The sequence below is a fragment of the Rhodococcus aerolatus genome (assembly GCF_054783215.1).
Genome location: NZ_BAAGQZ010000037.1, coordinates 22,853 through 43,137, shown reverse-complemented (window position 1 = coordinate 43,137; position 20,285 = coordinate 22,853). Strand labels below are relative to the sequence as shown.

At 76.0% G+C, this 20,285-nt stretch carries 23 protein-coding genes; 17 read left to right on the top strand and 6 right to left on the bottom strand.

Translation table 11 applies throughout. From position 1 onward, the window contains the following. Positions 1-18: 18 nt before the first annotated feature. A complete protein-coding gene (gene dapD, locus ACYVOF_RS14165; RefSeq protein ID WP_460867506.1) occupies positions 19-1,029 on the bottom strand; it encodes a 2,3,4,5-tetrahydropyridine-2,6-dicarboxylate N-succinyltransferase in 1,011 nt (336 codons plus the stop codon). Between the two features lie 35 nt (positions 1,030-1,064). On the opposite strand from dapD, the gene dapE reads away from it, so the two are divergent. After that, the gene (dapE, locus tag ACYVOF_RS14160; protein ID WP_460867505.1) at positions 1,065-2,138 is read left to right on the top strand and encodes a succinyl-diaminopimelate desuccinylase; all 1,074 of its coding nucleotides are present in this window, start codon (positions 1,065-1,067) and stop codon (positions 2,136-2,138) included. Positions 2,139-2,257: 119 nt separating this feature from the next. Then, positions 2,258-3,700 carry an amino acid permease gene (locus ACYVOF_RS14155; RefSeq protein WP_460867503.1) on the top strand — a complete coding sequence of 481 codons (1,443 nt, stop codon included), beginning with the start codon at positions 2,258-2,260 and terminating at the stop codon, positions 3,698-3,700. Between the two features lie 81 nt (positions 3,701-3,781). Here the strand turns inward: ACYVOF_RS14155 and ACYVOF_RS14150 are convergent, their stop codons facing one another. Further along, positions 3,782-4,450, bottom strand: coding sequence for an SDR family NAD(P)-dependent oxidoreductase (locus ACYVOF_RS14150; RefSeq protein WP_460867501.1), 669 nt, complete (start codon positions 4,448-4,450; stop codon positions 3,782-3,784). Positions 4,451-4,667: 217 nt separating this feature from the next. On the opposite strand from ACYVOF_RS14150, the gene ACYVOF_RS14145 reads away from it, so the two are divergent. Beyond that, positions 4,668-5,219 (top strand): hypothetical protein, encoded by a 552-nt coding sequence (locus ACYVOF_RS14145; RefSeq protein WP_460867499.1) that lies wholly within the window; start codon positions 4,668-4,670, stop codon positions 5,217-5,219. Positions 5,220-5,271: 52 nt separating this feature from the next. Here the strand turns inward: ACYVOF_RS14145 and wrbA are convergent, their stop codons facing one another. Beyond that, positions 5,272-5,892, bottom strand: a complete 621-nt coding sequence (gene wrbA / locus ACYVOF_RS14140; RefSeq protein WP_460867497.1) for an NAD(P)H:quinone oxidoreductase — start codon at positions 5,890-5,892, stop codon at positions 5,272-5,274. A gap of 218 nt (positions 5,893-6,110) precedes the next feature. On the opposite strand from wrbA, the gene ACYVOF_RS14135 reads away from it, so the two are divergent. From ACYVOF_RS14135 to ACYVOF_RS14105, 7 genes are all read left to right on the top strand, one after another. Then, the gene (locus tag ACYVOF_RS14135) at positions 6,111-6,800 is read left to right on the top strand and encodes an LOG family protein (protein WP_460867542.1); all 690 of its coding nucleotides are present in this window, start codon (positions 6,111-6,113) and stop codon (positions 6,798-6,800) included. Further along, a complete protein-coding gene (locus ACYVOF_RS14130; RefSeq protein WP_460867496.1) occupies positions 6,797-7,348 on the top strand; it encodes an LOG family protein in 552 nt (183 codons plus the stop codon). The genes ACYVOF_RS14135 and ACYVOF_RS14130 overlap by 4 nt, the downstream gene beginning before the upstream one ends. Beyond that, a complete protein-coding gene (locus tag ACYVOF_RS14125) occupies positions 7,336-8,259 on the top strand; it encodes a glucosyl-3-phosphoglycerate synthase (RefSeq protein WP_460867540.1) in 924 nt (307 codons plus the stop codon). The genes ACYVOF_RS14130 and ACYVOF_RS14125 overlap by 13 nt, the downstream gene beginning before the upstream one ends. Before the next feature lie 37 nt (positions 8,260-8,296). Next, complete coding sequence (locus tag ACYVOF_RS14120) at positions 8,297-8,635, top strand: DivIVA domain-containing protein (protein WP_460867493.1); 339 nt, start codon at positions 8,297-8,299, stop codon at positions 8,633-8,635. After that, positions 8,632-9,084 carry an SRPBCC family protein gene (locus tag ACYVOF_RS14115; protein WP_460867492.1) on the top strand — a complete coding sequence of 151 codons (453 nt, stop codon included), beginning with the start codon at positions 8,632-8,634 and terminating at the stop codon, positions 9,082-9,084. Before ACYVOF_RS14120 ends, ACYVOF_RS14115 begins: the two co-directional genes overlap by 4 nt. A 47-nt stretch (positions 9,085-9,131) precedes the next feature. Next, entirely contained in the window at positions 9,132-9,668 is a 537-nt protein-coding gene (locus ACYVOF_RS14110; RefSeq protein WP_460867539.1) for a DNA-3-methyladenine glycosylase I, read from the top strand. A gap of 103 nt (positions 9,669-9,771) precedes the next feature. Next, positions 9,772-9,939 (top strand): DUF3117 domain-containing protein, encoded by a 168-nt coding sequence (locus tag ACYVOF_RS14105; protein WP_460867490.1) that lies wholly within the window; start codon positions 9,772-9,774, stop codon positions 9,937-9,939. Positions 9,940-10,038: 99 nt separating this feature from the next. On the opposite strand, the gene ACYVOF_RS14100 is transcribed toward ACYVOF_RS14105, so the two are convergent. Further along, positions 10,039-10,974 carry a LysR family transcriptional regulator gene (locus ACYVOF_RS14100; RefSeq protein WP_460867488.1) on the bottom strand — a complete coding sequence of 312 codons (936 nt, stop codon included), beginning with the start codon at positions 10,972-10,974 and terminating at the stop codon, positions 10,039-10,041. A 67-nt stretch (positions 10,975-11,041) separates the two neighbouring features. Here ACYVOF_RS14100 and ACYVOF_RS14095 point away from each other — a divergent pair, with 67 nt between their 5' ends. Together ACYVOF_RS14095 and ACYVOF_RS14090 are read left to right on the top strand one after the other, a co-directional pair. Continuing rightward, a complete protein-coding gene (locus ACYVOF_RS14095) occupies positions 11,042-12,292 on the top strand; it encodes an MFS transporter (RefSeq protein WP_460867486.1) in 1,251 nt (416 codons plus the stop codon). A gap of 5 nt (positions 12,293-12,297) precedes the next feature. Beyond that, complete coding sequence (locus tag ACYVOF_RS14090; RefSeq protein ID WP_460867484.1) at positions 12,298-13,179, top strand: putative RNA methyltransferase; 882 nt, start codon at positions 12,298-12,300, stop codon at positions 13,177-13,179. A gap of 16 nt (positions 13,180-13,195) precedes the next feature. On the opposite strand, the gene glgA is transcribed toward ACYVOF_RS14090, so the two are convergent. After that, a complete protein-coding gene (gene glgA, locus ACYVOF_RS14085; protein ID WP_460867482.1) occupies positions 13,196-14,362 on the bottom strand; it encodes a glycogen synthase in 1,167 nt (388 codons plus the stop codon). 69 nt (positions 14,363-14,431) lie between these two features. Between glgA and glgC the strand changes: the two genes are divergently transcribed. Further along, positions 14,432-15,652: a glucose-1-phosphate adenylyltransferase gene (glgC, locus tag ACYVOF_RS14080; protein ID WP_460867480.1), complete on the top strand. Its 1,221-nt coding sequence runs from the start codon at positions 14,432-14,434 to the stop codon at positions 15,650-15,652. 30 nt (positions 15,653-15,682) lie between these two features. On the opposite strand, the gene ACYVOF_RS14075 is transcribed toward glgC, so the two are convergent. Next, positions 15,683-16,336, bottom strand: coding sequence for an O-methyltransferase (locus ACYVOF_RS14075; protein WP_460867478.1), 654 nt, complete (start codon positions 16,334-16,336; stop codon positions 15,683-15,685). A 286-nt stretch (positions 16,337-16,622) separates the two neighbouring features. On the opposite strand from ACYVOF_RS14075, the gene sigE reads away from it, so the two are divergent. The 4 genes from sigE (at position 16,623) to tatB (ending at position 20,160) form a co-directional block, all read left to right on the top strand. After that, positions 16,623-17,285, top strand: a complete 663-nt coding sequence (gene sigE, locus ACYVOF_RS14070) for an RNA polymerase sigma factor SigE (RefSeq protein WP_460867476.1) — start codon at positions 16,623-16,625, stop codon at positions 17,283-17,285. A 1-nt stretch (position 17,286) separates the two neighbouring features. Then, positions 17,287-17,988 (top strand): anti-sigma factor family protein, encoded by a 702-nt coding sequence (locus ACYVOF_RS14065; protein ID WP_460867474.1) that lies wholly within the window; start codon positions 17,287-17,289, stop codon positions 17,986-17,988. Between the two features lie 44 nt (positions 17,989-18,032). Further along, the gene (locus ACYVOF_RS14060) at positions 18,033-19,610 is read left to right on the top strand and encodes a S1C family serine protease (protein ID WP_460867473.1); all 1,578 of its coding nucleotides are present in this window, start codon (positions 18,033-18,035) and stop codon (positions 19,608-19,610) included. A gap of 88 nt (positions 19,611-19,698) precedes the next feature. Next, positions 19,699-20,160: a Sec-independent protein translocase protein TatB gene (gene tatB / locus ACYVOF_RS14055; protein WP_460867471.1), complete on the top strand. Its 462-nt coding sequence runs from the start codon at positions 19,699-19,701 to the stop codon at positions 20,158-20,160. Positions 20,161-20,285: the final 125 nt, after the last annotated feature.

Genomic DNA, 20,285 nt, shown 5'->3' with positions numbered 1-20,285 from the left:
GTGGTGGTGGCCGTGCGCTCAGTCGTTCGCGTGCAGGGCGGCGTTCAGGGCGACGCCGTGACCCTCGCGGGCCACCACCTCGACCGCGCCGGTGACGGAGTTGCGGCGGAACAGGATCCCGTCGTGGCCGGACAGCGAGGCCGCCTTGACCACGGCGCCGTCGGGCCCGGTGACCTTGGTGCCCGCGGTGACGTAGAGCCCGGCCTCGACCACGCAGTCGTCGCCCAGCGCGATGCCGATGCCGGCCTCCGCGCCGAGCAGGCAGCGCTCGCCGATGCGGACCCGCTCGGTGCCCCCGCCGGAGAGGGTGCCCATGGTGGAGGCGCCGCCACCGATGTCGCTGCCGTCCCCGACGACGACGCCCTGGCTGATGCGGCCCTCGACCATCGACGAGCCCAGCGTGCCCGCGTTGAAGTTGACGAAGCCCTCGTGCATCACGGTGGTGCCGGGCGCCAGGTGCGCCCCGAGCCGCACGCGGTCGGCGTCGCCGATGCGCACCCCGGACGGCACGACGTAGTCGACCATCCGCGGGAACTTGTCCACCCCCAGCACGGTGACCGGGCCCCGGGTGGCGCGCAGCCGGGCCCGGGTCAGCTCGAAGCCCTCCACCCCGCACGGCCCGTGGTTGGTCCACACCACGTTGGCCAGCAGCCCGAACAGCCCGGTCAGGTCCAGCTCGTTGGGCCGCACCAGGCGGTGGGAGAGCAGGTGCAGCCGCAGGTAGGCGTCGTGGGCGTCGACCGGCGGGGCGGCGAGGTCGGTGATGGTGGTGCGCACCGCGACGACGTCGACCCCGCGGGCGGGGTCGGCCCCCAGCAGCGACGCGAGCTCGGCGGGGACGTCGTCCGGCTCGAGGCGGGCCGACGCCGAGGCCTGCGCGGCGACGAGCTCGGGGGACGGGAACCAGGTGTCGAGCACCGTGCCGTCACCCAGCAGGGTGGCGATCCCGTCGGCCCGGGCCCCGGTGGGGCCGTCGGCGGGGGCGCGGCCGGCGGCGTCGGCGGCGGGGGTGGCGGCTGCGGTGGTCACGAGCGCCCAGGGTAGGCGCCGCTAGCGTGGTCGCCATGACCCCCCTGGACCTCGCCGCCGACCCCGTCGACCTCACCGCGGCGCTGGTCGACGTGCCGAGCGTGTCCGGGGACGAGGCGGGGCTGGCCGACGCGGTCGAGGCCGCGCTGCGGGCGCAGGCCCCCGGTTACGAGGTGCTCCGCCACGGCAACACCGTGCTGGCCCGGACCTCGCTGGGCCGGCCCACCCGGGTGCTGCTGGCCGGGCACCTCGACACCGTGCCGATCGCGGACAACGTCCCGTCCCGGCGCGAGGGCGGGCTGCTGCACGGCTGCGGCACCACCGACATGAAGTCGACGGACGCGGTGTTCCTGCACCTGGCGGCGACGCTGCCCGAGCCCACGCACGACGTGACGCTGTGCCTCTACGACTGCGAGGAGGTCGAGGCCGCCCGCAACGGCCTCGGCCCCGTCGAGCGCGACCTGCCCGGGTGGCTCGCCGCCGACCTCGCCGTGCTCGGCGAGCCCACCGGCGGGCTGGTCGAGGCCGGCTGCCAGGGCACGCTGCGGGTGCGGGTGACCACCAGCGGGGTCCGGTCGCACTCGGCGCGGTCCTGGCTGGGGGACAACGCGATCCACCGGATGGGCCGGGTCCTGGCGGTGCTCGACGCCTACGTCGCGCGCACCGTGGAGATCGACGGCTGCACCTACCGCGAGGGCCTCAACGCCGTGCGGGTGGCGGGCGGGGTCGCGGGGAACGTGGTGCCGGACCACGCCGAGCTCGACGTCAACTTCCGGTTCGCGCCCGACCGCTCCGGCGAGCAGGCCCTGGCCCACGTGCACGAGGTGCTCACGGCCGTGGCGGGGGTGACGGTCGAGACCACCGACCTGGCGCCGGGCGCCCTGCCGGGCCTGGCCGCCCCGGCCGCGCAGGGCTTCGTGGCCGCGGCCGGCGGCGAGGTCCGCGCCAAGTACGGCTGGACCGACGTCGCCCGTTTCGCCGCCCTCGGCATCCCCGCCCTGAACTACGGCCCCGGCGACCCGAACCTGGCCCACACCCGCGACGAGCACGTCGAGGTCGACGCCATCACGGCGTGCACGCAGGTGCTGCGCCGCTACCTCACCACCTGAGCCGGACCGCTTCGTCCGGATCGTCCCGGTTCCGGAACCGGTTGCGGGCGTGCGGTGTTGACGGCCGTGATCGGCGCGCGCAGCCTTCCCACCCTGGCAACCGGACCGGAGGAGCGGGCATGGCCGAGCAGGGGGCACGACAGGTGGGGTCCGACGTCCGGACCACGGGCATCTTCCGGCGCAAGCCCATCGTGGCCGAGCCGGAGGAGGGGGGCCTCGAGCGGAGCATCGGCCTGTGGCAGCTCACCGCCATCGGCCTCGGCGCCATCATCGGGGCGGGCATCTTCGCCCTGGCCGGACCCGTGGCCAAGGAGACGGCCGGGCCCGCGGTGTCGGTGTCGTTCCTCGTCGCCGGGGTGGCCAGCGCGTGCGCGGCGCTGAGCTACGCCGAGTTCGGCGGGCTCATCCCGCAGGCCGGCTCGGCCTACACCTACGGCTACGCCACCCTCGGCGAGGTCGTCGGCTGGTTCATCGGGTGGGACCTGCTGCTGGAGTACACCGCCATCGTCGCGGTGGTGGCGATCGGGGTCTCACAGTACGTCGACTTCCTCATCCAGGCCTTCGGCGCCGACCTGCCCGCGTGGATGCTCGGCGCCCCCGGCACCGGCAGCGGGCACCGGGTCGACCTCATCGCGATGCTGCTCTGCCTGGGGGTGGCCGCCCTGCTGAACCGGGGGATCAGGTCGAGCGCCCGCATCGAGACCTACCTGGTGTTCATCAAGGTGGCGATCGTGCTGGCGGTCATCGTCGTCGGCGCGTTCTACGTGAAGTCCGACAACCTGACCCCGTACTTCCCGTTCGGCTTCTCCGGGGCCGCCACGGGCGCGGCGACGGTGTTCTTCGCCGTCTTCGGCTACGACGCGATGTCGACCGCCGCCGAGGAGAGCAAGGACGCCGAGCGCAACCTGCCCAAGGCGATCGTGCTCTCGCTGGCCATCGCCATGGTGCTCTACCTGCCGGCCGCCACGGTGCTGACCGGGATGCGGAAGTACACCGACCTCGCTGACGAGGCCGCCTTCGCCGAGGCGTTCACGTTCGTCGACCAGCCCGTGTTCGCGAAGGTCGTCGCGGTGGGCGCAATCGTCGGCATCATCACCGTGCTGTTCTCGTTCTCCCTCGGCGCGTCCCGGGTGTGGTTCGCCATCAGCCGCGACGGCCTGCTGCCCGGCTGGTTCGCCCGCACCAACGACAAGGGCTCGCCCACCCGTCCGGTGTGGATCGTCGGGGTCGTGGCCGCGCTCATCGCCGGCCTGGTCCCGATCGGCGACGCCGCCGAGCTGACCAACATCGGCATCCTGCTCGCCTTCGTCGTGGTGTCGGTCGCGGTGGTGGTGCTGCGCTACCGCTCCCCGGAGCTGCCCCGGACCTTCCGCACCCCGTTCATGCCCGTCACCCCGCTGCTCGGCGTGGCGTTCTCGCTGTACCTCGTCACCCAGCTGCAGCTCGCGACGTGGCTGCGGTTCGTGGCCTGGTTCCTGGTCGGCGCGGTCATCTACGGCCTGTACGGCTACCGGCACGCCAAGCTCGGCCGGGGCACGGTGGTGCAGACCCACGACGGCTGACCCGGGCGCCGGGACGGCGATCGGGCAGCACCCGTGGTCGTGGTGACCACCGGTGCTGCCCGATCGGCGGGACGGGGGTGCTCAGTCCTCGGAGACCTGGAAGCGGAAGTCCTTCCGCCCGGTGTGCAGGTCCCACAGGTGCCCGGCGAGCACGTCGGGGTCCTTCTCGTCGTCGCCGGCGATGATCTGCCCGCCGATGATGAGCTGCGCGACGTGGATGCCCTCGTCCTTGAGCTCCTCGTGCAGCAGCTGCAGGTACGCGGCCTGGCCGGCGAAGGCGACCGACGTGCCCGTCACGGCCCGGCCCGGCTTCACCGCGGAGCCGCCGTTGACGAACAGGATCGAGGGCGTCGAGCCCTCGGGCAGGAAGCGCATGCCGGGCAGCACCTGGTGCACGGCGGCGACCGGGCCGTAGATGGAGAACTCGACGGGCCCGCGCAGGTCCTCCGGCGTGGTCTCCAGCACCGGACGCATGAAGTCCTTCTGCGGCAGCGGGCTGTACTGCAGGACCTCGATGGGTCCGAGGGTCTCGGTGGCGCGCTCGAGGGCGGCGGCGATGGACGCCGGGTCCCGCACGTCTGCGGTGAAACCCTTGGCCTGCACGCCGTCCTGCTCGAGCTCGGCGGCCAGGGCGTCGAGCTTGCCCTGGCTGCGCGAGATGAGGGCGACGGCGTGGCCCTCACGGCCGAACTTGCGGGCGACGGCGGCGCCGAGCCCCTTGCCTGCTCCGATGATCGCGATCGTGGTCATGTCACCGACCGTATCCACGCACGCGGTCCGCCGCCGCTCGGGCCCGCGTCGTCGCCCGCGGTGACGGTCGCAGGCCCGTCCGTCACCACTTCAAGATCAACTCGTGGTTGGTTGATCAAGATCGACTCGCGCCCACTGGCGTCGTGCCCCACGGACGGGGACCGGCCGGACGCGGGCCGACCGGGCCCGACCGGGCCCGGTGCTGGAGGGGAACACCATGAACCACACCACCACCGCCGTCGCCCGGGTCGGGGTCGCGTCCGCGCTCGCCGCGTCCGTCGTCGCGCTCGGCGCCGCGCCCGCGTCCGCCGCTCCCGCCGCGCCGCAGGCCGGCGCCGTCGGGTCCGTCACCGGCACCTGGACGGCCCCGGGCGGGCGCACCGGCCCGATCAACGCCACGGTCGGGACGCCCACGGCCACCGTCGGGGCGAACGGCCGGGTCGTGCTCGGCGCGGACGTCACGATGACCGCGGCAGGCACCGGGGCGCCCACGGTCACCCGTCGCGTCGCCGTGCCCACCTCGGCCACCTCGACGGCCGCCCCCGGCACCACGACCACGCTGGCCGCGGCGGCGGACATCCCGGTGCCCGCCGGCTGCACCGTGCTGCACCTGGTGCTCGGCCCGCTGGACCTCAACCTGCTCGGCCTGGCCATCGTGCTGCAGCAGGTGACGCTCGACATCGTCGCGGTGCCCGGCCCCGGCAACCTGCTGGGCAACCTGCTGTGCGGGATCGTCAACCTGATCCCCGCACCGCCGGTCCCCGCCTGACGCACCGCAGGCCCCCGTCCGAGGGGACGGGGGCCTGCAGCGTGGGTCGGGGTCAGCCCGCGGCGCGGCCCGCGAGCAGCTGCGCGGTGACCTGCGCGACGCGACGGCCGGAGAACTCGGCCGCGGTCTTCGTGTTGTCGTCCACGGGCAGGCCCTGGCCGCCGTCGACGTGCGAGGGGCCGTGGGGGTTGCCCGTCTGGAACTGGATGGCGTCGGTGTAGCCCGGGGTCACCAGGATGCCGCCGAAGTGCGAGACCGAGGTGTACAGCGAGCGCAGCGTCGTCTCCTGGCCGCCGTGCAGCGTGGAGGACGAGGTGAAGCCGGAGTAGACCTTGTCGGCCAGCTCGCCGGCGCCCCACAGCGGGCCCAGGGTGTCGATGAACGACGCCAGCTGGGAGGAGATGTTGCCGTAGCGGGTCGGCGTGCCGAAGACGACGGCGTCGGCGGCGCGGAGGTCGTCGTGGGTGAACTCCGGGACGTCCTTGGTGGCCTCGGCGTTCGCGGCCCAGGCCTCGTTGGAGGCGATGGCCTCGGCGGGCGCGGTCTCGCGCACCTTGAACAGGGTGACGTCGGCCCCGGCGGAGCGGGCGCCCTCGACGATCGAGTCCGCGAGCGTCTTCACGCTCCCGGTGGCGGAGTAGTAGACGACGGCGACCTTGGGCGTGGGAGCCACGGGGGATCCTCCTGGGGTTGGTGGTCCGCAAGATTGTTGCGGTTTCAACCATCATGGTGGGGCCTCGCGCCCGGCGCCGCAACCCGGCGCGGACGGTCGCTAGCCTTCGCGCCATGGCCGAGCCGACGAGTCCGCCCGCCGGGAGCACGCCCACCGAGGGCTCGGGGCCCGACCGCAGCGCCTCCCACCACCGGGGCCCGGCGGTGCTGCGCGGCCGGATGAGCGACCCCTCGAGCACCACCGACCAGCGCCTGCTCGACCAGCGCGGCCCCAGCGACTGGGTGCACACCGACCCGTGGCGGGTGCTGCGCATCCAGGCCGAGTTCGTCGAGGGCTTCGGCACCCTCGCCGAGCTGCCCGCCGCCGTCGCCGTCTTCGGCTCGGCCCGGACGCCGCGGGACCACCCCGACTACGCCACCGGCCTGGCCCTGGGCGCCGCGCTGGCCGAGGCCGGCTTCGCCGTCATCACCGGCGGCGGGCCCGGGGTCATGGAGGCGGCGAACAAGGGGGCCTGCGAGGCCGGCGGGCAGTCCGTCGGCCTCGGCATCGAGCTGCCCTTCGAGCAGGGCCTCAACGACTACGTCGACCTGGGCATCAACTTCCGCTACTTCTTCGCCCGCAAGACCATGTTCGTCAAGTACGCCCAGGCTTTCGTGTGCCTGCCCGGCGGGTTCGGCACCCTGGACGAGCTGTTCGAGGCGGTCACCCTGGTGCAGACGCGCAAGGTCACCCGCTTCCCGATCGTGCTGCTGGGCACCGCCTACTGGTCCGGCCTCGTCGACTGGCTGCGCTCGACGATGCTCGCCGAGGGCAAGGTCGGCGCGGCGGACCTCGACCTGCTGGTGCTGACCGACGACGTCGACGAGGCGGTCCGCATCGTCACCGCCTCGCACGCGAGCCCGGCGTGAGCGGGGCCGCCCCCGGGCTCGCCGTCTGCGTCTACTGCGCCTCCGGACCCGTGGCCCAGGAGCACCTCGACCTGGCCACCGCGGTCGGGGCCGGCATCGCCGGGCGCGGCTGGGCGCTGGTCTCCGGCGGAGGACGGGTCTCGATGATGGGCGCGGTCGCCCGGGCCGCGCGGACGGGCGGCGCCCGCACCACCGGGGTCATCCCCCGCGCGCTGCTCGACCGGGAGGTCGCCGACACCGACGCCGACGAGCTCGTCGTCACCGACACCATGCGGCAGCGCAAGGCGGGGATGGACGACCGGGCCGACGCCTTCGTCACCCTGCCCGGGGGCATCGGCACCCTGGAGGAGCTGGTGGAGACGTGGACCGCCGGGGCGCTGGGCCTGCACCCCAAGCCGGTGGTGCTGCTCGACCCGACGGGTCACTACGCGGGTCTGCTGCGCTGGCTGGACGGCCTGGTCGGGCAGGGCTTCGTGTCCCGCGCCGCCCTCGACCGCGTGGTGGTGACGACGACGGTCGACGCCGCGCTCGACGCCTGCGCGCCGTGACCGCACCGGGCGCGGCCCCGGGGCTGCGCACGCACCACGACCCGGGGTGGACGGTCGACGAGCTCGTGGCCGGCCTGGCGGGCAGGCGGGTGTCGGTGGTGCTGCCGGCCCTCGACGAGGAGGCCACCGTCGGGGCCGTCGTGGCCGCGGTGGTGCCGCTGCTGGGCACGCTGGTCCACGAGGTCGTCGTCGTCGACTCCGGCTCCACCGACCGGACCGCGGCGCGGGCCGCCGCCGCGGGAGCCCGGGTGGTCACCCGGGAGGAGGCGCTGCCGGAGGTGGCGCCGGTGCCGGGCAAGGGCGAGGTGCTGTGGCGCTCCCTGGCCGCGACGACGGGGGAGCTGCTCGTGTTCCTCGACTCCGACCTCGTCGAGCTCGACGAGGGGTTCGTCCCCGCGCTGCTCGGCCCGCTGGTCACCGACCCGGGGGTCGCGCTGGTCAAGGGCTACTACCGCCGCCCGCTGCGGGTCGAGGGGGAGCAGAGCGACACCGGCGGGGGCCGCGTCACCGAGCTCGTGGCCCGGCCGCTGCTCGCCGCGCTGCGCCCCGCGCTCGCCGGGGTGGTGCAGCCGCTGGGCGGGGAGTACGCCGCCACCCGCGAGCTGCTCGAGTCGCTGCCCTTCGCGCCCGGCTACGGCGTCGAGATCGGCCTGCTGCTCGACGCGGAGGCCGCCCGCGGGGTCGGGGCCCTCGCCCAGGTCGACCTCGGCGTCCGCAAGCACCGCCACCGGTCCCTGCTCGAGCTCGGGGTCATGGCACGGCAAATCGTCCGCACCGCACTGCTGCGCTGCGGGCTGCCCGACTCCGGGGCGGGGCTCACCCAGTTCGACGCCGCGCACCGGCCGCGGACCACCCCGCTGGACCTGGCCGATCGCCCGCCGATGGCCGACGTGCGAGCATCGCAGCCGTGACGGACGGGGCCGGCGGGCGCGCCGGGGGCGGTGCGCCGTGCTGACGGCACTGGCCTACCTGCTCGTCGCGGTCGTCGTCGGGGGCCTGTTCTTCGTGCTGGCCTCCCTGGTGTTCGGCCGCGGCGAGGAGCTGGCCCCGCTCGAGCCGCGGACGACGCTGACCACGCTGCCCGCCACCGACGTCACCGGGGACGACGTGCGCGCGCTGCGCTTCGCCCAGGTGGTGCGCGGCTACCGGGCCGGCGAGGTCGACTGGGCGCTGGACCGTCTGGCCGCCGAGCTCGACGAGCTGCGCGCCGAGCTGGCCCGCCACCGCGCCGACCCCGCCGCCCGCCACGACCCCGCACCCCACCCACTCCAGGAGGACACCCCGTGAGCCGTGCCGTGCTCGAGCTCCGCCAGCCCGTCGCCGCCCCCGCCGAGGTCGTGTGGGCGGAGGTCGTCGACTGGCCCGCGCAGGGCGAGTGGATGCTCGGCACCCGCGTCGAGGTGGCCCGGGGTGACGGGGCGTCGGTCGGCTCCGAGCTGGCCGCGTTCACCGGCGTCGGCCCCCTCGGGTTCCTCGACACCATGGTCGTCACCTCCTGGGACCCGCCGCGGGAGTGCCGCGTCGACCACACCGGGAAGGTCGTGCGGGGCATCGGCGTGTTCCGCGTCGAGGCCCGCGGCGCGCGCGAGTCGGTCTTCGTGTGGCGCGAGGAGCTCGACCTGCCCCTCGGCGCGCTCGGCCGGCTCGGCTGGCCGCTGGTCAAGCCCGGCTTCGCCCTCGGCGTGAAGTACTCGCTCCGACAGCTCGCCCGCCGCTGCGAGGCCCGGGCGCGGTGAGCGCCCCGGGGCCGGGCGCTGGGCTGGTGCGCTCCGACGACGGGGTGCTGCGCTGCGCCTGGGGCGACGCCCCGGAGATCTACCGCCGCTACCACGACACCGAGTGGGGGGCCGAGCTGCACGGCCGCGACGCCCTGTTCGAGCGGATCAGCCTCGAGGCGTTCCAGTCCGGCCTGGCCTGGATCACCGTGCTGCGGAAGCGGGAGGCGTTCCGGGCCGCGTTCGCCGGCTTCGACCCCGTCGCCGTGGCCGCCTTCACCGACGACGACGTCGCCCGGCTGCTGGCCGACCCGGGGATCGTGCGGAACCGGGCGAAGATCCTGGCGACCATCGGCAACGCCCGCGCCGTGCTCGACACCGACGACCTCGACGGGCTGCTGTGGTCCCACGCGCCCGACCCGCGCCCGCCCCGACCGGCCACCCCGGACGACGTCCCCGCCACCACCGCGGCCTCCACCGCGATGGCCCGGGAGCTCAAGCGCCGCGGCTTCCGGTTCGTCGGCCCGACCACCTGCTACGCGCTGATGCAAGCGACCGGGATGGTCGACGACCACCTGCGGGGCTGCGAGCGGGCAGCGCGCTGACCGTCCCGCGGTGACGGCGGGGTGCGCGATGGGGAACAATGGGCAGCGAAGCACGCGGCACGGGGACTCCCCCCGCGTCGCGCACACGTGGAGGGAGCACACGATGGCGGCCATGAAGCCCCGGACCGGCGACGGTCCCCTCGAGGCGACGAAGGAGGGCCGCGGCATCGTCATGCGCGTCCCCCTCGAGGGCGGAGGACGACTGGTCGTCGAGCTCACCCCGGACGAGGCCTCGGCGCTGGGCGACGAGCTCAAGGCCGTCGTCAGCTGAACCCCGGCGGTCGCCACGACCGTCCCGCGCGAGCCCCGGAGCCCCACCAGGCCCGGGGCTCGCGCACGTCCGGGGGCCACGCGTCCCGGGCCGGTGCCGTCAGCCCAGCCGGCCCGCCACGCCCAGCGCCGCCTCGACGAATGCCGCCACGGCCGCCGTCCGCACCCGACCGGGCAGGGCCACGAGCACGATCTCCCGGCGCGGGCGGCCCACCAGCGGGACCAGCACCACGTCCCGGCGCCGGCCGCCGTCCCGGGCGGGCACCACGGGCACCAGCGCCACCCCCAGCCCGACGGCGACCAGGCCGAGCAGGGTGTCGAGGTCCTGGGCCTCGAACGCCAGCTCCGGGGTCCACCCCGCAGCGGCGCACAGCGCGTCGGTGATGGTCCGCATGCCGAACCCCCGGGCCATGCCGACCAGCGTCTCCTGCGCCACCTCGCCCACCGCGACCTCGTCCCGCCCGGCGAGCCGGTGCTCCGGGGCCACCGCGAGGGCGACGGGCTGCGAGCCCAGGTGCCAGGTCTGCAGCCCCGCGTCGGCGGGCGGGGCCGGGGCGGTGAGCACCAGGTCGACCTCGCCGGCCAGCAGCGCCGCGAGGTTCGCGGCCGGTGAGCCCTGCTGCAGGGCCACCGCCACCCCGGGGTGCCCGCGGCGGAACGTCTGCAGCAGCCGGGGGACCACGTCGGGGCCCATCGTGGGCAGGAACGCGAACCGGACCCGGCCGTGCTCGACCCCGGCGTCCTCCCGCACCGCCCGCACGGCCCGCTCGAGCACCGTCCGCGCCTCGCGCGCCGCCTCGGCCAGCACCCGGCCGTGCGGGGTCAGCACCACCCCGCGGCCGCGGCGCAGCAGCAGCGGCACCCCCAGCGCGGCCTCCCAGCGCACCACCGCCCGGCTCAGCGTCGGCTGCGGCACCCCGGCGCTCGCGGCGGCCCGGGTGAGGTGCTCGTCGTCGGCCAGCGCGGTCAGCTGGGCCAGCACGGGGGCCAGCACGGCCACCGGGTCCTCCGCGGGCGGCGGTGTCGTCTCATGCACTCGTGCATCGTTGCAGGCGCCGCCTCGCATTGGACGCATGGATCGCCCGGTCCTAGCGTCAGGCATCGTGACCGCCGTGACCTCGCCCCCCGACCGGGCCCACCTGCCCGAGCCCGTCGAGGCCGGCTCCACCGAGTACCGCCGCATCAGCCTGGCGCTGTTCGCGGCGGGGGTCGCCACGTTCAGCCTGCTGTACTCCACGCAGGCCCTGCTGCCGCAGCTGACGCAGCGGTTCGGGGTCAGCGCGTCCGCCGCCAGCCTCACCGTGTCGGTCGCCACCGGGGCGCTGGCGCTGGCGGTGCTGCCCATGGCCACGCTGAGCGAGTCCTTCGGCCGCCGTCGGACCATGGTCGCCTCGCTGGTGGTGGCGACCGGGCTGGGGCTGCTGCTGCCGCTGGCCCCCGACCTGCCCACCCTGCTCGTCGGCCGGGCGCTGCAGGGGGTGGCGCTGGCCGGTCTCCCCGCGACCGCCATGGCCTACCTGGGCGAGGAGATGTCGCGGCGCGCCCTGGCCGCCGCCATGGGGCTCTACGTGGCGGGCAACAGCCTCGGCGGGATGACCGGCCGGCTCGTCTCCGGCCTGGTCGCCGACGTCGCCGGCGTGCGGGCGGGGATGTGGGCCGACGCCGGGGTCGCGGTGGTGTGCACCGCCGGCATCGTCGTGCTGCTGCCCACCTCGCGGCGGTTCGTCGCCCAGCCGCTGGCCCTGCGCCCGCTGGCCGCCGGGGTGGGGGCCGCGCTGCGGGACCCGGCGCTGCGCGGCCTGTACGCGGTGGCCGCGCTGGTCATGGGCTGCTTCGTCGGCGTCTACAACTTCCTCGGCTTCCGGCTGCTGGCCGAGCCGTTCCGGGTGGCCCCCGCGGTCGTGGCGCTGCTGTTCGCCGCCTACGCCGTCGGGTCGCTCACCTCCCCGCTGGCCGGGCGCCTCGCCGGCCGGCTGGGCCGCCCCGGGGTGCTGGCCGGGGCCGTGGCGCTGACCGCGGTGGGCGTGCTGGGCACCGCCTCGTCGCACCTCGCGGTCGTCCTCGTCGGGCTCGTCGTCCTCACCGGCGCGTTCTTCGCCGCCCACGCCACCGCGAGCGGGTGGGTGGCCGCCCGCGCCGGGGGCGGCGCGCGGGCGCAGGCCTCCGGGCTCTACCTGCTGGCCTACTACGCGGGGTCGAGCGTGGGGGGCTGGGCCGCCGGGCCCGCGTTCGCCGCCGCGGGCTGGGCCGGGGTGGTGGGCCTGGTGCTGGTGCTGCTGGCCCTGGCCCTGGTGGCCACCGCCGCCGTCACCCGCGCCACCCGCGCCCCCGCGGCACCTCCCGCGGCACACTGACGGGCGTGCTCGCCGACGTCGCCGACCTGCTCACCTGCCCCCACTGCGGCGCCGACCTCGAGCTCGACGACCCGGCGGACGGCCCCGCCGCCCTGCTCTGCGAGCGCGGGCACACCTTCGACGTCGCCCGGCAGGGCTACGTCAACCTCGCGGCGCCGGCGGGCTCGGCCGCGCCGGCGGGCGACACCGCGGAGATGGTGGCGGCGCGGGCGGCGTTCCTCGACGCGGGGCACTACCGCCCCTTCCTCGACGCCGTGGCCGGCCACGCCGCCCGCGGGGCGCAGGAGGGACCGCGGCCCGGGGTGCTGCTCGACGTCGGCGCCGGCACCGGGCACTCGCTGGCCGCGGCGCTGGCCGCCGCCGCGGCCGGCGACCCGGGCGTGCGGGGGGTCGCGCTGGACGCGGCCAAGCCCGCCGTGCGCCGCGCCGCGCGCTGCCACCCCCGGGCCGGGGCGGTGCTCGCCGACACCTGGGCGGGCCTGCCGCTGCGCACCGGGTCCGTGACCACGGCCATGACGGTCTTCGCCCCGCGCGGCGCGGAGCACCTGCACCGGGTGCTCGACCCGGCCGGGCGCCTCGTCGTGCTCACCCCCACCCCGCGGCACCTGCGCGAGCTGGTCGACGTGCTCGGCCTGCTCCACGTCGACGAGCGCAAGCCGCAGCGGCTCGCGGCCACGCTGGGCTCCCGCTTCGTGCGCGGCCGCCACGCGGTGGTCGAGCACACCATGGCGCTCGACCACGCGGCGGTGACGGCGCTGGTCGGCATGGGGCCCTCGGCGTTCCACGGCGGCGGCGCGCAGCGGGCGGCGGCCGTCGCGGCGCTGCCCGAGCCCTGCGTGGTCACCGCGTCGGCCCAGGTGTCGGTCTACCGGCCGGTGCCCGGGTGAGCCGGCGCGGGGTCGGTCAGCCCAGCACCGCGCGGTAGACCTCGACGGTCTGCTCGGCGATCTGCTCCCAGGAGAACTCGGCCACGGCCCGCTCCCGGCCGGCCGCCCCCATCGCCGCCGCACGCTCGGGGTCCAGCGCCAGGGTGTTCAGGGCGGTCGCGAGGTCCCGCTCGAACCCGCGGGGGTCGTCCGCGTCGTGGTGCACCAGCAGCCCGGTGCGGCCGTCGTCGACCACCTCGGGGATGCCGCCGACGTCGGAGGCCACGACGGCGGTGCCGCACGCCATCGCCTCGAGGTTGACGATGCCCAGCGGCTCGTAGACCGAGGGGCAGACGAACACGGTGGCCGCGCCGAGCAGGGCGCGCACCTCCTCGGCGGGCAGCATGTCCTGGATCCACACCAGACCGTCGCGCACGGCCGCCAGCTCGTCGACGGCACGGCGCGTCTCGGCGGCGATCTCCGGGGTGTCGGGGGCGCCGGCGCACAGCACCAGCTGCACCGCCGGGTCCAGCTGGTGGGCGGCCGCGACGAGGTGGCCCACGCCCTTCTGCCGGGTGATGCGGCCGACGAAGACGACGGACGGCCGCGCGGGGTCGACGCCGTGACGGGCGAGCACCGCCGCGTCGGCCGCCGGGTCGGCGCTCGGGTGGTAACGCGCGGTGTCGATGCCGTTGCGCACCACGTGGACCCGGGCGGGGTCGAGCTCCGGGTAGCAGGCCAGCACGTCGGTGCGCATGCCCTCGCTGACCGCGACGACGGCCGCCGCCCCGGTCAGCGCGGTCCGCTCCACCCAGGACGAGACGCGGTACCCGCCGCCGAGCTGCTCGGCCTTCCACGGCCGCCGCGGCTCCAGCGAGTGCGCGGTGACCACGTGGGGGACGCCGTGCAGCAGGCCGGCGACGTGCCCGGCCATCCCGGCGTACCAGGTGTGGGAGTGCACCAGGTCGGTGCCCGCCACGGCGTCCACCATGGACAGGTCGGTCGACAGCGTCGCCAGCGCCGGGTTGGCGTGCGCCAGGCCCGCCGCCGGGCGGTGCGCGGTGGCCCCGTCGCGGTCCTCGCCCATGCAGTGCACGTCCACCTCGACCAGGCCGCGCAACCGTGCCACCAGCTCGGTCACGTGCACCCCCGCCCCGCCGTAGACGTCCGGGGGCCACTCGCGCGTCAGCACCGACACCTTCACCGGGGCGACGGTAGTCGTGCGCCCCGCCGGAGTGGTCAGGACCACAGGGCTCGCAGTAGGTTCGCGGGTGTGAGAAGCCAGCCGCACGTCCTGGGGATCGTGCTCGCCGGCGGCGAGGGCAAGCGCCTGTTCCCCCTCACCGCGGACCGCGCCAAGCCCGCCGTCCCGTTCGGCGGGGCCTACCGGCTCGTCGACTTCGTGCTCAGCAACCTCGTCAACGCGGGCTACCACCGCATCTGCGTGCTCACGCAGTACAAGTCGCACTCGCTGGACCGCCACATCTCCCAGACGTGGCGGCTCTCGGGGCTGACGGGGGAGTACATCACCCCGGTCCCAGCGCAGCAGCGGCTCGGCCCGCGCTGGTACACCGGCAGCGCCGACGCGATCTACCAGTCTTTCAACCTCGTCACCGACGAGCGCCCCGAGTACGTCGTGGTCTTCGGCGCCGACCACGTCTACCGGATGGACCCGCGGCAGATGGTCGACGCGCACATCGCCTCCGGGGCCGGCGTCACCGTGGCCGGCATCCGGGTGCCGCGCTCGGAGGCGTTCGCGTTCGGCTGCATCGACGCCGACGCCGACGGGCTCATCACCGAGTTCCTGGAGAAGCCGGCCGACCCGCCGGGCACCGCCGACGACCCCGACGCGACGTTCGCCTCCATGGGCAACTACGTCTTCTCCACCGACGTGCTCATGGACGCCATCCGGCAGGACTCCGAGGTGGGGGAGAGCGAGCACGACATGGGGGGCGACATCATCCCCGCGCTCGTCGCAAAGGGCCTGGCCCACGTCTACGACTTCAACGACAACGAGGTGCCCGGGGCCACGGACCGCGACCGCGGTTACTGGCGCGACGTCGGGACCATCGACGCGTTCTACGACGCCCACATGGACCTGGTCTCGGTGCACCCGGTGTTCAACCTCTACAACCAGCGCTGGCCCATCCGCTCGGCGTTCGAGCTGTGGCCGCCGGCCAAGTTCGTCCAGGGCGGCCTGGCGCAGGACTCCATGGTCGGCGAGGGCTGCATCATCTCCGCGGCGACCGTGCGGACCAGCGTGCTCAGCTCCGACGTCATGGTGGCCGAGGGCGCGACCGTCGAGGGCAGCGTGCTCATGCCGGGGGTGCGCATCGGCAAGGGGGCCGTGGTCCGGCGCTGCGTGCTGGACAAGAACGTCACCGTCGCCGACGGCGCCATCATCGGGGTCGACCTGGAGCGCGACCGCCAGCGCCACACCGTCAGCCCCGGGGGCGTCGTCGCGGTCGGCAAGGGCGTCACCGTCACCGGCTGATCCGGCTGAGCCCTCCGGTCGCTGCTCGGGTCAGCCGATGCGCGCGGCCGCCAGCAGGCCGTCACCGTGCGGCAGCAGCAGCGGGGCCAGCCGCTCGTCCTCGGTGACGGTGCGCAGCACCTCGCGCAGGGCCACCGTGGTGGGGTCGCGGTGCGTCGGCTCCCCGACCCGGCCCCCGGCGAGCGCGCCGTGCAGCACCACCACCCCGCCCGGGCGCAGCAGCCGCAGCGCCTCGGCCAGGTACCCGCCCAGCTCGGCCGCGGCGGCGGGGCCCGCGTCGACCACGACGAGGTCGTACCCGCCGTCGGTCAGCCGGGGCAGCACCTCGTGGGCCTGGCCGTTGATCAGCCGCACCCGCCCCGCCGGGTAACCCGCGTCGGCGAACGCGCGGCGGGCCGCGCGCAGGTGCTCCGGCTCGGAGTCCAGGGTGGTCAGCACCGCGTCCGGGCCCAGGCCCCGCAGCAGCCACACCCCGCTGACCCCGGCCCCGGTGCCGACCTCGACGACGGCGCGGGCCGAGGTGGTGGCGGCGAGGAACCGCAGCGCGGCCCCGGTCCCGGGGGTCACCGGGCGGGCACCGAGCTCCTCGGCGCGCTCGCGGGCGGCCACGAGCACCTCGTCCTCGACGGCCACGCGCTCGAGGAGGCCGAGCAGGGCGTCGGCGGGGGGTTCCGTGGCGGTCACGGCGCCCACCGTATCGCCGGGGACCCGCGGCGGGGGCCGGGGCGCGCGGCGCGGACCGGGCGTCCGGCGGGCCCCGCTTCTCAGGTGATCCTCAGGTCGCTCTCACCGGCCGCACACCTGCGGACGGGACAGTAGGGCCACGACGGACGAACCCGGGGCCCCGGTGGGGACGAACCCCAGGTGGAGCCCGGTGGACGGTGGGAACACCGCACCCCGGGCAGACGTTGTGAGCACCACCGAGCGGTCACCGCGACCGCCGGCACCACAGGAGGCAGTCCGCACCCACATGACGACCACCAGCGACCGCACGGGCACCACCGCGCCGGCCGCCGCCCAGGCCCCGACCGCGCCCACCACGGTGCCCGACCCGACCGGCACCGCCGTCTTCGACGCGACGGGCGACCGCACCACGATGCCCACCTGGGACGAGCTGGTCCGCCAGCACGGTGACCGCGTGTACCGCCTCGCCTACCGGCTCTCCGGCAACCAGCAGGACGCCGAGGACCTCACCCAGGACACGTTCATCCGGGTGTTCCGCTCGCTGTCGAGCTACCAGCCCGGCACGTTCGAGGGCTGGACCCACCGGATCACCACCAACCTCTTCCTCGACATGGTCCGGCGCCGCGGCCGGGTCCGCATGGAGGCGCTGCCCGAGGACTACGACCGGGTGCCCGGGGACGACCCGAGCCCGGAGCAGGCCTACGACACCGCCCACCTCGACCCGGACCTGCAGGCCGCGCTCGACGCGCTGGCGCCCGAGTTCCGCGCCGCCGTCGTCCTCTGCGACGTGGAGGGCTTGTCCTACGACGAGATCGGGGCGACCCTGGGGGTGAAGCTGGGCACCGTGCGCAGCCGCATCCACCGGGGGAGGCAGGCCTTGCGCGCTCACCTCGAGGCCGCCGGCCGCTCCCGCTCGCAGGTGGTGGACACCGCCCCGGTCGGCGTCTGACGTGGGCTCGCCCACCGGCCGCGGCCGCCTCCGCGACACCGACCACCTCACGACCGAGGCCGTGGTGGCCTACGTCGACGGTGAGCTCGGCGTCGGCGCCCACCAGCGCGCCTCCGGGCACCTGGCCGGCTGCGAGCAGTGCACCCTCGAGGTGCACGCCCAGCAGCAGGCCCGGGCGGCGCTGCGCACCTCCGGGCCGGTGAGCATGCCGTCGTCGCTGCTGGGCGCGCTGTGCCGCATCCCCGACGCGTGGGACGCCCGCGGCACCACCCTGCGCGGCTCCTCGCCCGGGCAGCCGCTGGCCGTCGACGTCTCGCTGCAGGCGGGGGCCGTCGTGTTCAGCGCCCACAGCGGGTACGTGGCCGTGCTCCGCCCGGACGACTTCGACCCCGACGACCCGTCCGACGGCACCGGGGCGGCCCCGCAGGCGGATCAGGGCAGCGCTACCGCGGGGCAGGGTCAGGGGGAGGACGACGACGCACCCGCGCCGCGCCGACGCCCCCACCGGCGCATCCTGCCGTTCGCGGTGGTCGCCGTGTCCGCCACCGCCGGCCTGCTCGTCGCCGGCTCGCCCGCCCGCAGCGTCCCCGCCGCGGCTCCCGCGCCCGCCCGGGTGGTGCAGGTCCCGGCGACGGCCGGGGGCGCCGCCGCCACCCGACCGACCCCCGCAGACGCGGACTTCACCGGCGGTCGGGCAGGCTGAGCCGGTACCGACCCGTCCCAGCCGCGTCAGGGGGAAGCCGACCCGTGCCCGACCCCTCTGCCGGTGGTGCCCCCGAGCGCCCCGGCACCGGCCACGACGGGTCCGCCGACACCACCACGGTCGTCCCGCGCGCCGCCGTGCCACGGCACGACCGCGGCGCCCCCGACCGGCTGCCGCCCCGCCCGCTGGACCGGCCCCCGGTCGACCCGCGGCAGGCCGACACCTTCGCCCGGCCCCGCGGCGTCGAGGGGTCGTTCGCCGGTGGCCCGCGCCGGCTCGACCCGAGGGTGGTCACGGCCCCGGCCCCCGCCGAGTCGCTCGCCCAGGCCTTCGGCCGGCCCGACGACCTCGGCCCCGGCGACCCCACCCTGCAGCGCGACCCCCGCGTCGCCGACGCCCCGCCCGACGAGGACACCCCGGACCCCGGGCCGTGGCGCGACCCCGACGCGCGGGCGTTCCTCGGTGCGCCGGCGCTGGACGCCGGGGGCGAGGTCGACGATGCGTCGCTACCCCCCGCCCCCCGCCTCGGGGTGCGCGAGCTGCTGTTCGGCTCCCGGGTCCGGCCGCGCGCCCTGCTCGTCCTCGGCGCGCTGGCCCTCGTCGTCGGCCTGCTCGGCGGCCTGGTGGGCCGGCTCACGGCCGAGGTCAGCCAGTCGTTGACCGACCCCTCGGTGACCCTGGCGCAGCCGTCGGGCGACCTGCCCCCCGCCACGACCGACGTCGCCGCCGTGGCCCGGGCCGTGCTGCCCGCCGTGGTGTCCGTGGAGACCCGCAGCGGCGACACCGGGGGCACGGGCTCCGGGGTGGTCATCGACGGCGGCGGCTACATCGTCACCAACAACCACGTCATCTCCCAGGCCGCGACCACGCCGCAGGGCACCACGCTGGACGTGGTGTTCAGCGACGGCACCCGGGTGCCCGCCCAGATCGTCGGCCGAGACACCAAGACCGACCTCGCCGTGGTGCGGGCGCAGGTCGACAACCCCACCGTCGCCCAGCTCGGCCGCACCGCCGACGTCGGGGTCGGCGACCCGGTGATCGCCGTGGGGTCCCCGCTCGGCCTGGCCGGCACCGTGACCACCGGCATCGTGTCGTCCGTGCAGCGGCCCGTGCGGCTGTCCGGCGACGGCACCGACACCGACGCGGTCATCGACGCCATCCAGACCGACGCCGCCATCAACCCGGGCAACTCCGGCGGCCCGCTGGTGGACCTCGCCGGGCGGGTGGTGGGCCTCAACAGCGCCATCCGCACCTCGGGGGAGTCCTCCACCGGCTCGATCGGCCTGGGCTTCGCGATCCCCGTCGACGAGGTGACCCGCATCGCGCAGGAGCTGATCCGCTCCGGGCAGGTCAAGCACGCCGAGCTCGGGGTCAACGCGCGCACCGTGTCTGATGGCAGCACCGACGGCGCCGAGGTGGCCAACGTCGTGGCGGACGGGCCGGCGGCGAGGGCGGGCATCGTCGAGGGCGACGTGGTGACGAAGGTGGGCGACCGGACGGTCCGCAGCTCCGACGAGCTCACCGTGGCGGTGCGCCAGGCCGGCATCGGCTCGGTCGTCCCGGTGACCGTGGTGCGCTCCGGGCGCAGCGTGGAGCTGCAGGCCACCCTCGGCTCGGACTGAGCGGGGACGACCATGACCGCAGCGGCGGAGACGCCCTGTCGCACGGCGACGGGAACACCCAGTCGCACGGCGACGTAGGCTCGGGGACGTGTTCGGCAACATCGGCTGGGGAGAGATGGCGGTGCTCCTCGTCGCCGGCCTCTTCATCCTCGGACCCGAGCGTCTCCCCGGCGCTGCGGCGTGGCTGGCGAACGCCCTCAAGCAGGTGCGCGAGTACGCCACCGGCGCCCGGGACCAGCTGCGCGACGAGCTGGGCCCCGAGCTCGACGAGCTGCGCAAGCCGCTGTCGGACCTGCAGCAGCTCCGCGGGCTGACCCCGCGCGGCATCATCACCAAGCACCTGTTCGACGGGTCCGACCCCATCGCCGACCTCGGCCTGAGCGGGCGACCGGGCCTGTCCGGGGCGCCCGCGAACCCCGCGGCCCCGGTAGCGGGGGACGGGGTGTCGCTGGACAAGGGGGCCGCGGCCAAGCCGACCCTCAACCCCGAGACCGCGCCGCCGCCGCTGGCCGCGGGCGAGCGTCCCCCGTTCGACGCCGACGCCACCTGACCCGAGCCACCTCGGCCCGCAACCACGCCAGCCCCGCGACCGCACCAGCCCCGCGACCGCACACTGCCCGCACTGTGCCCGGCCGCGGGCCCCGCAGCGGCCACACTGCCCGCAGTGTGCGACCA